Source organism: Mycobacterium sp. IS-1590 (assembly GCF_001500025.1).
Classification (GTDB): Bacteria; Actinomycetota; Actinomycetes; order Mycobacteriales; family Mycobacteriaceae; genus Mycobacterium.
The window spans coordinates 24600-36324 of the sequence record NZ_LQIW01000006.1; the positions used below are offsets into that span (position 1 = coordinate 24600).

Annotated in this window: 11 protein-coding genes and 1 riboswitch; all 11 genes read left to right on the forward strand. The window is 68.2% G+C overall.

Translation table 11 applies throughout. From position 1 onward, the window contains the following. The first annotated feature begins 70 nt into the window (after nucleotides 1–70). Nucleotides 71–2407, forward strand: a complete 2337-nt coding sequence (secA2, locus tag AU197_RS06510) for an accessory Sec system translocase SecA2 (RefSeq protein WP_064401721.1) — start codon at nucleotides 71–73, stop codon at nucleotides 2405–2407. Between the two features lie 9 nt (nucleotides 2408–2416). Then, entirely contained in the window at nucleotides 2417–3043 is a 627-nt protein-coding gene (locus AU197_RS06515) for a CDP-alcohol phosphatidyltransferase family protein (protein ID WP_064401722.1), read from the forward strand. Beyond that, on the forward strand, nucleotides 3040–3954 hold the full coding sequence (locus tag AU197_RS06520) for a DUF881 domain-containing protein (RefSeq protein WP_064401723.1): 915 nt from the start codon (nucleotides 3040–3042) through the stop codon (nucleotides 3952–3954). Before AU197_RS06515 ends, AU197_RS06520 begins: the two co-directional genes overlap by 4 nt. A gap of 21 nt (nucleotides 3955–3975) precedes the next feature. Next, the gene (locus AU197_RS06525; protein WP_064401724.1) at nucleotides 3976–4308 is read left to right on the forward strand and encodes a small basic family protein; all 333 of its coding nucleotides are present in this window, start codon (nucleotides 3976–3978) and stop codon (nucleotides 4306–4308) included. Nucleotides 4309–4324: 16 nt separating this feature from the next. Further along, nucleotides 4325–5179 (forward strand): DUF881 domain-containing protein, encoded by an 855-nt coding sequence (locus tag AU197_RS06530; protein WP_064401725.1) that lies wholly within the window; start codon nucleotides 4325–4327, stop codon nucleotides 5177–5179. Nucleotides 5180–5226: 47 nt separating this feature from the next. Then, on the forward strand, nucleotides 5227–5622 hold the full coding sequence (gene gcvH, locus AU197_RS06535; protein ID WP_064401726.1) for a glycine cleavage system protein GcvH: 396 nt from the start codon (nucleotides 5227–5229) through the stop codon (nucleotides 5620–5622). 133 nt (nucleotides 5623–5755) lie between these two features. Then, nucleotides 5756–6235 (forward strand): glycogen accumulation regulator GarA, encoded by a 480-nt coding sequence (gene garA / locus AU197_RS06540; RefSeq protein ID WP_064401727.1) that lies wholly within the window; start codon nucleotides 5756–5758, stop codon nucleotides 6233–6235. A 31-nt stretch (nucleotides 6236–6266) separates the two neighbouring features. Beyond that, nucleotides 6267–7007: a transcriptional regulator FtsR gene (gene ftsR, locus AU197_RS06545; protein ID WP_064401728.1), complete on the forward strand. Its 741-nt coding sequence runs from the start codon at nucleotides 6267–6269 to the stop codon at nucleotides 7005–7007. A gap of 60 nt (nucleotides 7008–7067) precedes the next feature. After that, nucleotides 7068–7562 carry a bifunctional nuclease family protein gene (locus AU197_RS06550; RefSeq protein ID WP_059098552.1) on the forward strand — a complete coding sequence of 165 codons (495 nt, stop codon included), beginning with the start codon at nucleotides 7068–7070 and terminating at the stop codon, nucleotides 7560–7562. A gap of 234 nt (nucleotides 7563–7796) precedes the next feature. Continuing rightward, nucleotides 7797–8432, forward strand: coding sequence for a MerR family transcriptional regulator (locus tag AU197_RS06555; RefSeq protein WP_064401729.1), 636 nt, complete (start codon nucleotides 7797–7799; stop codon nucleotides 8430–8432). A 59-nt stretch (nucleotides 8433–8491) separates the two neighbouring features. Beyond that, nucleotides 8492–8589, forward strand: a riboswitch (glycine riboswitch). Between the two features lie 183 nt (nucleotides 8590–8772). Then, nucleotides 8773–11646, forward strand: a complete 2874-nt coding sequence (gene gcvP, locus AU197_RS06560; protein WP_064401730.1) for an aminomethyl-transferring glycine dehydrogenase — start codon at nucleotides 8773–8775, stop codon at nucleotides 11644–11646. Nucleotides 11647–11725: the final 79 nt, after the last annotated feature.

Here is an 11725-nt window from a genome sequence, read left to right on the forward strand (position 1 = left end):
GCGAAATGCGGCGTGTCGCGAAGCGGACACGCACGCTCGCCCGAAGGAGCGCAGCGCGTACGGTAGCGGTGTGGCAAAGACGAAGACCCGCACTTCAGGTCGTGTCAGCAACAGGTTCTGGAAAATGCTCGGCGCCAGTACCGACCGGAGCCAGGCGCAATCGATGGCGCAGGTACGCAGCTCGGCGGACTTCGACGAGAAGGCCGCGGCCCTCGACGACGAAAAGTTGAGCAAGGCCGCCAAGTTGCTGAACCTCGACGACCTCGCCGAGTCCACCGACATCCCGCAGTTCCTGGCGATCGCCAGGGAAGCCGCCGAACGCACAACGACGCTGCGGCCGTTCGACGTCCAGTTGCTGGGGGCCCTGCGCATGCTCGCGGGCGACGTGGTCGAGATGGCCACCGGCGAGGGCAAAACGCTCTCGGGCGCGATCGCGGCGGCCGGGTACGCCCTGGGCGGACGGAGCGTGCACGTCATCACCATCAACGACTACCTCGCTCGCCGAGACGCCGAATGGATGGGCCCGTTGCTGGAGGCGCTGGGCCTGACCGTCGGCTGGATCACCGAGAGTTCGACCGCCGAGGAGCGCCGCGCGGCCTACCAGTGCGACGTCACCTACGCCTCGGTGAACGAGATCGGGTTCGACGTGCTGCGCGACCAGTTGGTCACCGACGTCGCGGACCTGGTCTCGCCGAACCCCGACGTCGCGCTGATCGACGAGGCCGACTCGGTGTTGGTCGACGAAGCGTTGGTTCCGCTGGTGCTGGCCGGCACGACCCACCGCGAGACCCCGAAGGTCGAGATCATCCGCATGGTCGGTGAACTCACCCCCGGTGTCGACTACGACACCGACACCGACAGCCGCAACGTCCATCTCACCGAGATCGGTGCACAGAAGATGGAGGCCAAGCTGGGCGGTATCGACCTGTATTCCGAAGAGCACGTCTCCGGCACGCTGACCGAGATCAACGTGGCGTTGCACGCCCACGTCCTGCTGCAACGCGACGTGCACTACATCGTCCGCGACGACGCCGTGCACCTGATCAACGCCTCCCGGGGCCGCATCGCGCAACTGCAGCGCTGGCCCGACGGCCTGCAGGCCGCGGTCGAGGCCAAGGAGGGGATCGAGACCACCGAAACCGGCGAGGTGCTCGACACCATCACGGTGCAGGCACTGGTCAACCGGTACGCGACGGTGTGCGGCATGACCGGCACCGCGCTGGCCGCCGGTGAGCAGCTGCGCCAGTTCTACAAGCTGGGTGTGTCGCCGATCGAGCCGAACAAGCCGAACATCCGCGAGGACGAGCCCGACCGGGTGTACGTCACCGCCGCGGCCAAGAACGACGCGGTCGTCGAGCACATCAAGGAGATTAACCAGACCCGCCAGCCGGTGCTCGTCGGCACCCGCGACGTCGCCGAATCCGAAGAGCTGCACGAGAAGCTCGTCAAAGCCGGTGTGCCCGCCGTCGTGCTGAACGCCAAGAACGACGCCGAGGAGGCCGCGGTGATCGCCGAGGCCGGCAAGCTGGGCAGCGTCACGGTGTCCACGCAGATGGCGGGCAGGGGCACCGACATCCGGCTCGGCGGTTCGGACGTCAGCGATCACGACGCCAGAAAAGATGAGGTTGCCGAGCTCGGCGGATTGCACGTCATCGGGACCGGCCGCCACCACACCGAGCGGCTGGACAACCAGTTGCGCGGTCGCGCCGGGCGCCAGGGCGATCCCGGCTCGTCGGTGTTCTTCTCCAGCTGGGAAGACGACGTCGTGGTCGCGCATCTGGAACCCAACAAGCTGCCGATGGACACCGATGAGAACGGCCGCGTGGTCAGCCCCAAGGCGGCCAGCCTGCTCGACCACGCACAGCGCATCGCCGAGGGCCGGATGCTGGACATCCACGCCAACAACTGGCGCTACAACCAGTTGATCGCCCAGCAGCGCGCGATCATCGTCGAGCGACGAAACACGTTGTTGCGCACGCCCACAGCGCGCGAGGAGCTCGCCGAGCTGTCGCCGAAACGCTACGAGGAGGTCGTCGAACGGCTCGGCGAGGAGAAGCTGGAGAAGATCTGCCGGCTGATCATGCTCTACCACCTCGACCGCGGCTGGGCCGACCACCTGGCGTACCTGGCCGACATCCGAGAGAGCATCCACCTGCGGGCGCTGGGCAACCAGACGCCGATCGACGAGTTCCACCGCATGGCCGTCGACGCGTTCGCATCGTTGGCCGCCGACGCCATCGAGGCGGCCCAGCAGACGTTCGAGACCGCGCCCTCGATCGAGGACGAACCCGGCGTCGACCTGTCCAAGCTGGCCCGCCCGACCTCGACGTGGACATACATGGTGCACGACAACCCGCTCGCCGACGACTCGCTGTCGGCGCTGAGCCTGCCGGGCGTATTCCGCTAGGTTTAGCCCATGACCGAGGCGCATGGCCAGGTGCCTTCGCCGCCGGACGAGGCGGGTCAGGCCCGCGAGCGGGTGCTCACGGTGCCCAACGCGCTCAGCGCGCTGCGACTGGTGCTGGTCCCGGTCTTCTTGTGGCTCCTGCTCGTGGTGCACGCCAACGCATGGGCGGTGGCCGTGCTGATGTTCAGCGGGTTCTCCGACTGGGCCGACGGCAAGATCGCCCGGCTGGTCGACAACCAGTCGTCGCGGCTGGGGGAACTGCTGGACCCCGCGGTGGACCGCATCTACATGCTGGTGATCCCGATCGCGATGGGGCTGCACGGATCGCTGCCCTGGTGGATCGTGCTGACCCTGATCGGGCGGGACGCCGTGCTCGCCGCGACGCTGCCGGTGCTGCGCAGCCGTGGCCTGACCGCGCTGCCGGTCACCTACATCGGCAAGGCCGCCACGTTCGCGTTGATGTCGGGTCTGCCGCTGATCCTGTTGGGGCAGTGGGACGCCACGTGGAGCCGGGTCGTGCTCGCCATCGGGTGGGGCTTTTTGATCTGGGGCCTGCTGATGTACCTGTGGTCCGCCGTGCTCTACCTGATCCAGGTGGGCATGGTGGTGCGCCGACTGCCGAAGGCGCCGCGATGACGCAGAGCTTCCGCAACACACTCGGCGGCTACGACCCCGAATCGGGCCACAATGCCCACGATGCGAACCGGCCGACCAAGATCCCGGTGCCGTCACTGCTGCGGTCCCTGTTGACCGAGCACCTCGACCCGGGATACGCCGCGGCCGCCGAGGCGAAAGCCGGCCTCGAACGGCCGAGGTGGCAGCAGTGGGCCTGGCAGCTCGCCGGCGCCTTGCTACTGGTGGTCGTGTTCGCCGCCGCGGTGGCACAGGCACGCGCGACCGCCCCCGGTGTCCGCGAAACGCAGCACGTTCTCGCGGGCAGCGTGCGGACGGCGCAGGCCGACACCACGGCCGCCGCCGAGCGGCGCGACACGCTGGCTGCCGAGGTCGACGACGAACGGCGCAGGCGCCTGGAAGGCGATGCGCGCGGCCAGCAGCTGCTCAGCCGCCTCGACGAGGCGAGCTTCGCCGCCGCGGCCACACCCGTGATCGGGCCCGGCCTGACGATCACCGTCACCGACCCCGGGGCGTCGTCGGCCAACCTCAGCGACGTCTCCAAACAACGTGTTCCGGGCAGCCAGCAGGTGATCTTGGATCGCGACCTGCAGATGGTCGTCAACTCGCTGTGGGTCAGCGGCGCCGAGGCGCTGTCGGTCGGCGGCGTGCGGATAGGCCCCAATGTGACTATCCGACAAGCGGGCGGCGGCATCCTGGTCGACAATCAACCGATCAGCAGCCCGTACGTCGTCCTCGCGATCGGACCGCCGCACGCGATGCAGGAGGTGTTCGACCGCAGTCCCGGTCTGCAGCGGCTGCGGCTGTTGGAGGCCTCCTACGGTGTCGGGGTGAGTGTGAGCGCCGGCGACGGGCTGCAGCTGCCCGCCGGCTCGGTCCGAGAAGTCAACTTCGCCAAGCAGATTGGGCAATGACACGAACGTGAAGTCAGAAACATGATCGGAATCGCCGCACTGATCGTGGGCGTGGTGCTCGGGCTGGTGTTCCACCCCGACGTGCCCGAGTTCGTCCAGCCGTACCTGCCGATCGCGGTCGTGGCCGCGCTGGACGCGGTCTTCGGCGGGCTGCGCGCGTACCTGGAGCGCATCTTCGACTCGAAGGTGTTCGTGGTGTCCTTCGTGTTCAACGTGTTGGTCGCCGCGCTCATCGTCTACCTCGGCGACCAGTTGGGGGTCGGCACACAGCTGTCCACGGCGATCATCGTCGTACTCGGGATCCGGATCTTCGGCAACGCAGCCGCTTTGCGTCGCAGGTTGTTCGGGGCGTGACGACGAGGCATGACCCATGAGTGAGCACACACCGCAGCACCCCGAACCCGGTGGCTCGCACGACCGCCGGACCGCGGGCGCCGGGCGCCACGAACTGCCGCCCCACGAGCCGTCTCAGGAGATCGGCGGTCTGCGCGCCGGCGGAATCGCCGGGGTGATGCGCCGGGGCCGCGCGCAGGTGGTATTCGGGGCGCTCGCCGTGGTGCTGTGCGTACTGCTCGGGGTGGCGATCGTGACCCAGGTTCGGCAGAACGAGTCCGGTGACTCGCTGGAGACGGCCCGGCCCGCCGACCTGCTGGTGCTGCTGGACTCGCTGCAACAGCGGGAGGCGGCGCTGAACACCGAGGTGAACGATCTACAGCGCACCCTGACCCAGTTGCAGGCGTCCGGCAGCAGCGACCAGGCCGCCATCGAGAACGCCCAGGCCCGGCTGGCGGCGCTGTCCATCCTGATCGGCACGGTTCCCGCGACCGGCCCCGGAGTGACGTTGACCATCACCGACACCGCGCCCGGCGTGCCCGCCGAAACCCTGCTCGACGTGATCAACGAACTGCGCAACGCCGGTGCCGAGGCGATGGAGATCCGCGGCGGGGGATCCGACTCACAGACCGCGGTACGCGTCGGCGTCGACACCTGGGTGGTCGGCAACCCGGGCGCCCTGGTGATCGACGACGTCACCATGAGCCCCCCGTATTCGGTTCTGGCCATTGGCGATCCGCCTACCCTCGCCGCGGCCATGACCATTCCCGGTGGCGCCATGGACAGCGTCGAGCGGGTCGGTGGCAGCATGGCTGTGCAGCAGTCCGAGCGCGTCGACGTGACCGCCTTGCGGCAACCGAAACAGCGCCAATACGCTCAGCCAGTCAAATGAGGGTCGGTTGCCAACCCGGGCCGAACCGCTGAACAACGAGGAGCGCCGTGAGCGAAATCCCAGCCGACCTGCACTACACCGAGGAGCACGAGTGGGTGCTGCGCACCGGCGACGACACCGTGCGCGTCGGCATCACCGACTATGCCCAGTCGGCGCTCGGTGACGTGGTGTTCGTCCAGCTGCCCGATGTCGGCGCCGAGGTGACCGCGGGCGAGTCGTTCGGCGAGGTCGAGTCCACCAAGTCGGTGTCGGACCTGTACGCCCCGATCACCGCGAAAGTCGTTGCGGTCAACGGTGATCTCGAGGGGAGTCCGCAGCTCGTGAACTCCGATCCCTACGGGGAGGGTTGGCTGGTCGAGCTGCAGGCCGACCCCGCCGCCCTGGAGGAGGGGCTGGACACGCTGCTGGACGCCGACGGCTACCGCAGCACAGTGAGCGAGTGACGGGTTGTTAGGGTTTTGCAGACCGGACGCCAACTAGGGCGGATCCGGCGGTGGTGGGCACAATCGCGCTCGCCGCGCGGTACGGTCGACATCAAGACGCGGTATCGCCACAGCAGCCAGTTAGGAGCAGCGGGTGACGGAAAACGACCGGAACTCTGGGACCGACCAGACGTCTGACGAAGTCACCGTGGAAACGACATCCGTCTTCCGCGCCGACTTCCTCAACGAACTGGACGCCCCGGCCACGGCGGGGACCGAGGGCGCCGTTTCGGGCGTCGAAGGTCTGCCTGCCGGATCGGCGCTGCTGGTCGTCAAGCGCGGGCCGAACGCGGGTTCCCGGTTCCTGCTCGACCAGCCCACCACGTCGGCCGGTCGGCATCCCGACAGCGACATCTTCCTCGACGACGTCACGGTGAGCCGCAGGCACGCCGAGTTCCGCCTCGAGAGCGGCGAGTTCCAGGTGGTCGACGTCGGCAGCCTCAACGGCACCTACGTCAACCGCGAACCGGTCGACTCCGCGGTGCTCGCCAACGGCGACGAGGTGCAGATCGGAAAGTTCCGCCTGGTGTTCCTCACCGGCCCGAAGAACGACGACAGCGGTCAGGCCGGCTAGTGGTCGACCAACGCATGCGCGAAGAGTAGCCATGGGCGCACCCGACACTCCCGCGCTCACTGGGATGTCGATCGGAGCGGTCCTCGATCTGCTGCGACCGGACTTCCCGGACGTGACCATTTCCAAGATCCGGTTCCTGGAGGCCGAAGGCCTGGTCACCCCCGAGCGCACCGCGTCGGGTTACCGCCGTTTCACCGCCTACGACTGTGCTCGTCTGCGGTTCATCCTCACCGCCCAGCGCGACCAGTACCTGCCGTTGAAGGTGATCAAGGCACAGCTCGACGCGCAGCCCGACGGCGAACTGCCCCAGAACGGATCGGCATACGGCGTACCGCGTTTGGTTCCGGTCTCTGCTGAGGGGGCCGACAATGCCTCGGGCGCGGCGGCGGTGGCCCCGACGCAGGTGCGGCTCTCGCGGGAGGATCTGCTGGCCCGCTCGGGGGTCGGAGAAGAACTGCTGGGCGCGCTCGTCAAGGCCGGGATCATCACCACTGGCCCGGGTGGTTTCTTCGACGAGCATTCCGTGGTGATCGCGCAGTGTGCGCGCGCCCTGGAGGATTACGGTGTCGAGCCCCGGCACCTGCGGGCGTTCCGCTCGGCGGCCGATCGACAGTCCGACCTGATCGCCCAGATCGCCGGGCCGATCGTCAAGGCCAACAAGGCCGGAGCCCGCGACCGGGCCGACGACTTGGCCCGTGAAGTGGCGGCCCTGGCGATCACATTGCACACGTCGTTGATCAAGTCGGCTGTGCGCGACGTACTGGATCGCTGAGGATTAGACTCGAAGCGATGGCTTACAGGCTCGCTTCTTCGGTGCGGAGGGCAGACACAGATGGGTGAGGTTCGTGTGGTCGGCATTCGCGTGGAGCAGCCGCAGAACCAGCCGGTCCTGCTGCTCAGGGAGTCCAACGGTGACCGGTATCTGCCCATCTGGATCGGCCAGTCGGAGGCCGCCGCGATCGCGCTCGAACAGCAGGGCGTCGAGCCGGCCCGGCCGCTGACGCACGATTTGATCCGAGATGTCATTGCCGCGCTTGGTCATTCGCTCAAAGAGGTCCGCATCGTGGACCTGCAGGAGGGCACCTTCTACGCCGACCTGATCTTCGACCGCGACATCAAGGTGTCGGCGCGCCCGTCGGATTCCGTGGCGATCGCGCTACGGGTCGGGGTGCCGATCTACGTCGAGGAAGCGGTGCTGGCCGAGGCCGGGCTGATCATTCCCGACGAGAACGACGACGAGGCGGCGGGCGCGGTGCGCGAGGACGAGGTCGAGAAGTTCAAGGAGTTTCTCGACAGCGTCTCACCGGACGACTTCAAGGCGACCTAGTTCCATCGAGGCAACGCCGCCGCCCTGCGGATTTGTCACGGAAACGTCTCGTCGCTTCGACACGCGGCGCAGGGTTTCCCCAACGGCGAATCGGGCAGCCATACTTTGGGGGCCGGACCACTGATGGGCAGTCCACAGACGGCGAGAAGCGTATGCTCGACACACTCGGGCTTGGCAAATGTGCGCCCCACGCAGGTCACAGACGCGGGTTCGATCGGCGAGAGGAATCGAGAAGTGGGAGACACGCCACGTCAGGAGCAGCTGGACCTCACCGCTGCTAGCGGCCCCGCGGATTCGGCGACGACCACCACCCCGGAAGCGGCCGGAGAACCCGTCCAGGCCGGACTGTTCCCCGACAACTCCGTTCCCGACGAGCTCGTCGGCTACCGCGGCCCCAGCGCCTGCCAGATCGCCGGGATCACCTACCGCCAGCTCGACTACTGGGCGCGGACGTCGCTGGTCGTTCCGTCCATCCGCAGCGCGGCCGGCTCCGGCAGCCAGCGGCTGTACTCGTTCAAGGACATCCTGGTCCTCAAAATCGTCAAACGCCTGCTCGACACCGGCATCTCGCTGCACAACATTCGCGTCGCCGTCGACCACCTGCGCCAGCGCGGGGTTCGCGATCTGGCCAATATCACGCTGTTCTCCGACGGCACCACCGTCTACGAGTGCACGTCGGCCGAAGAGGTCGTCGACCTGCTGCAGGGCGGTCAGGGCGTGTTCGGCATCGCGGTTTCGGGCGCCATGCGGGAGTTGACCGGCGCGATCGCCGACTTCCCGGGTGAGCGCGCCGACGGTGGCGAGTCGATCGCGGCGCCCGAGGACGAACTGGCGTCGCGGCGTAAGCACCGCGACCGCAAGATCGGCTAGCCTGCGCGGGCTGGACGCCCGCGCCGAGCCGAGCCCACACGGTAAACTCGTCAACGCATCGCGCTTGTGCGGGAGAGTTTCGTGGCGGCCAGTCACGGACGCCGAAGGAGCAACACCTCTCCGTCAACCTCTCAGGCACCCGGACCGCGCAGGCCCCGATGCCTCTGGAAAGCGGTGAGCGGCACGGTCGGGTTCGCCCGGGGGCCACTCACCCGCCCATGGGGAAAGGCGTATCTCGCACCGTCGCGATCGCCGAATCTCTCAGGCGCCCGCACCGGGTCGACGACAGAGGGGGAGGAACCCAGCGGTCCTCTGCCTGCACGCGTCTGGAGTAGCCCGAGTGTTCGATTCCCATCAACCCAATTTCGCCGATCGCCACATCGGACCGGATGCGGACGCCGTCGCCACCATGCTCGAGACGATCGGAGTCGCTTCACTCGACGAGCTCGCCGAGAAGGCGTTGCCCGCGGGCATCCTGGACCCGCTGTCGACCGACGGTCTGGCCCCGGGTCTGGACCGGCTGCCTGCGGCCGCCTCCGAAGCGGAGGCGCTCACCGAACTGCGCGCGCTGGCCGACGCGAACACCGTGGCCGTGTCCATGATCGGCCAGGGCTACTACGACACGCTCACCCCACCGGTGTTGCGCCGCAACATCCTTGAAAACCCCGCCTGGTACACCGCCTACACGCCGTATCAACCCGAGATCAGCCAGGGCCGCCTCGAAGCGTTGCTCAACTTCCAGACCATGGTGACCGATCTGACCGCCCTCGAGGTCGCCAACGCGTCCATGCTCGACGAGGGCACGGCGGCCGCCGAGGCGATGACGCTGATGCACCGCGCCGTGCGGGGAAATCGGTCTAACCGACTGGCAGTCGATGCCGACCTGTTCCGCCAGACCGCCGCGGTGCTGGCCACCCGCGCCGAGCCGCTGGGCATCGAGATCGTCACCGTCGATCTGACCAAGGGGCTGCCGGACGGCGAGTTCTTCGGCGTGGTGGCGCAGCTGCCGGGGGCCAGCGGCGCCGTCGTGGACTGGAGCGAGCTCGTCGCTCAAGCTCACGACCGCGGCGCGCTGGTCGCGATCGGTGCGGATTTGCTGGCGTTGACGCTGCTCACCCCGCCCGGGGAGATCGGCGCCGACGTCGCGTTCGGAAGCACCCAGAGGTTCGGCGTGCCAATGGGTTTCGGTGGCCCCCACGCGGGATACCTGGCCGTGCACGCCAAGCACGCGCGGCAGCTGCCGGGGCGACTGGTCGGGGTGTCTCTCGACGCCGACGGGGCGCCGGCGTACCGGCTGGCGTTGCAGACCCGCGAACAGCACATCCGCCGCGACAAGGCCACCAGCAACATCTGCACCGCGCAGGTGCTGCTCGCGGTGATGGCCGCGATGTATGTCAGCTACCACGGGGCCGACGGCCTGACCGGCATCGCGCACCGGGTGAACGAGCGCGCGCGTGCGGTGGCGGCAGGGTTGACGGCGGCCGGGGTGGAGATCGTGCACCGCTCGTTCTTCGACACCGTCCTGGCCAAGGTGCCGGGGCGGGCCGCGGCGGTCCGCGAGGCCGCCAAGGCACGCGGTATCAACGTCTGGCTGGTCGACGACGACCACGTCTCGGTGTCGTGTGACGAGGCGACCACCGCCGCACATGTCGAGGCGGTGCTCTCGGCTTTCTCGGCGACGCCGGTCGATACGGAGTTCGACGGTCCCCGCATCGTGACGCGCACGTCGGAGTTCCTCACCCATCCGGCATTCACGCGGTACCGCACCGAAACCGAGATGATGCGTTACCTGCGGTCGCTGGCCGACAAGGATATCGCCTTGGACCGCAGCATGATCCCGCTCGGATCGTGCACGATGAAGCTCAACGCGGCCGCCGAGATGGAGCCGATCACCTGGCCGGAGTTCGCACGCCAGCATCCGTTCGCGCCGGCGTCCGACACACCGGGTCTGCGGAAGCTGATCGCCGACCTCGAACGGTGGCTTATCGACATCACCGGATACGACGCGGTGTCACTGCAGCCCAACGCCGGCTCGCAGGGCGAGTACGCCGGCCTGCTGGCGATCCAGGCGTATCACGCCGAGCGCGGTGAGCCCGACCGCAACGTCTGCCTCATCCCGTCCAGCGCACACGGCACCAATGCGGCATCGGCGGCGTTGGCGGGCATGCGGGTCGTCGTGGTGGCATGCCGACCCAACGGCGACGTCGATCTCGATGACTTGCGCGCCAAGGTGAGCGAGCACGCGGATCGCCTGTCGGCGTTGATGATCACCTACCCGTCGACGCACGGGGTGTACGAGCACGACATCGCCGACATCTGCGCGGCCGTGCACGACGCGGGCGGTCAGGTGTACGTCGACGGCGCCAACCTCAACGCTCTCGTCGGCCTGGCCCGGCCCGGGCGGTTCGGCGGCGACGTCAGCCACCTCAACCTGCACAAGACGTTCTGCATCCCGCACGGCGGCGGCGGCCCGGGTGTCGGACCGGTCGCGGTGCGCGCGCACCTGGCCCCGTACCTGCCCGGACATCCGCTCGCCGAGGAATCCCCCGCAAGCGGGAGGTACCCCCATCCGGAGAAGTACACGGTGTCGGCGGCGCCGTACGGGTCGGCGTCGATCCTGCCGATCAGCTGGGCCTACATCCGGATGATGGGCGCGGGCGGACTGCGCGCAGCGTCGCTGACCGCCATCGCGTCGGCCAACTACATCGCGCGTCGCCTCGACGAGTACTACCCGGTGCTCTACACCGGCGAGAACGGCATGGTCGCCCACGAGTGCATCCTCGATTTGCGCAGCATCACCAAGCAGACCGGCGTGACCGTCGACGATGTGGCGAAACGGTTGGCGGACTACGGTTTTCACGCACCGACCATGAGCTTCCCGGTGGCGGGCACGCTGATGGTCGAGCCCACCGAGAGCGAGAGCCTCACCGAGGTCGACGCGTTCTGCGAGGCGATGATCGCAATCCGCGGTGAGATCGACAAGGTCGGCGATGGCACCTGGCCCGCCGAGGACAACCCGCTGCGCAACGCACCGCACACCGCGGAATCCCTGCTGGTGGACGACTGGAACCACGCCTACACCCGCGAGCAGGCGGCCTATCCGCTGGGCAAGAACTACCGCCCCAAGGTGTGGCCGCCGGTGCGTCGCATCGACGGTGCCTACGGCGATCGCAACCTGGTGTGTTCGTGCCCGCCGGTCGAGGCGTTCGCCTGATCACCCCCCTCCGCCCTCCGCGCCGAACGTGGATTACCCGCACGCCTGACCGCAGAAAAGTGTGCCGGTAACCCACGTT

Coding starts and splice junctions, on each gene's coding strand:
- AU197_RS06530 (WP_064401725.1), top strand. CDS start 4,325: ATGAGTGAGCACACACCGCAGCACCCCGAACCCGGTGGCTCGCACGAC.
- ftsR (WP_064401728.1), top strand. CDS start 6,267: ATGGGCGCACCCGACACTCCCGCGCTCACTGGGATGTCGATCGGAGCG.
- AU197_RS06520 (WP_064401723.1), top strand. CDS start 3,040: ATGACGCAGAGCTTCCGCAACACACTCGGCGGCTACGACCCCGAATCG.
- AU197_RS06525 (WP_064401724.1), top strand. CDS start 3,976: ATGATCGGAATCGCCGCACTGATCGTGGGCGTGGTGCTCGGGCTGGTG.
- AU197_RS06515 (WP_064401722.1), top strand. CDS start 2,417: ATGACCGAGGCGCATGGCCAGGTGCCTTCGCCGCCGGACGAGGCGGGT.
- AU197_RS06550 (WP_059098552.1), top strand. CDS start 7,068: ATGGGTGAGGTTCGTGTGGTCGGCATTCGCGTGGAGCAGCCGCAGAAC.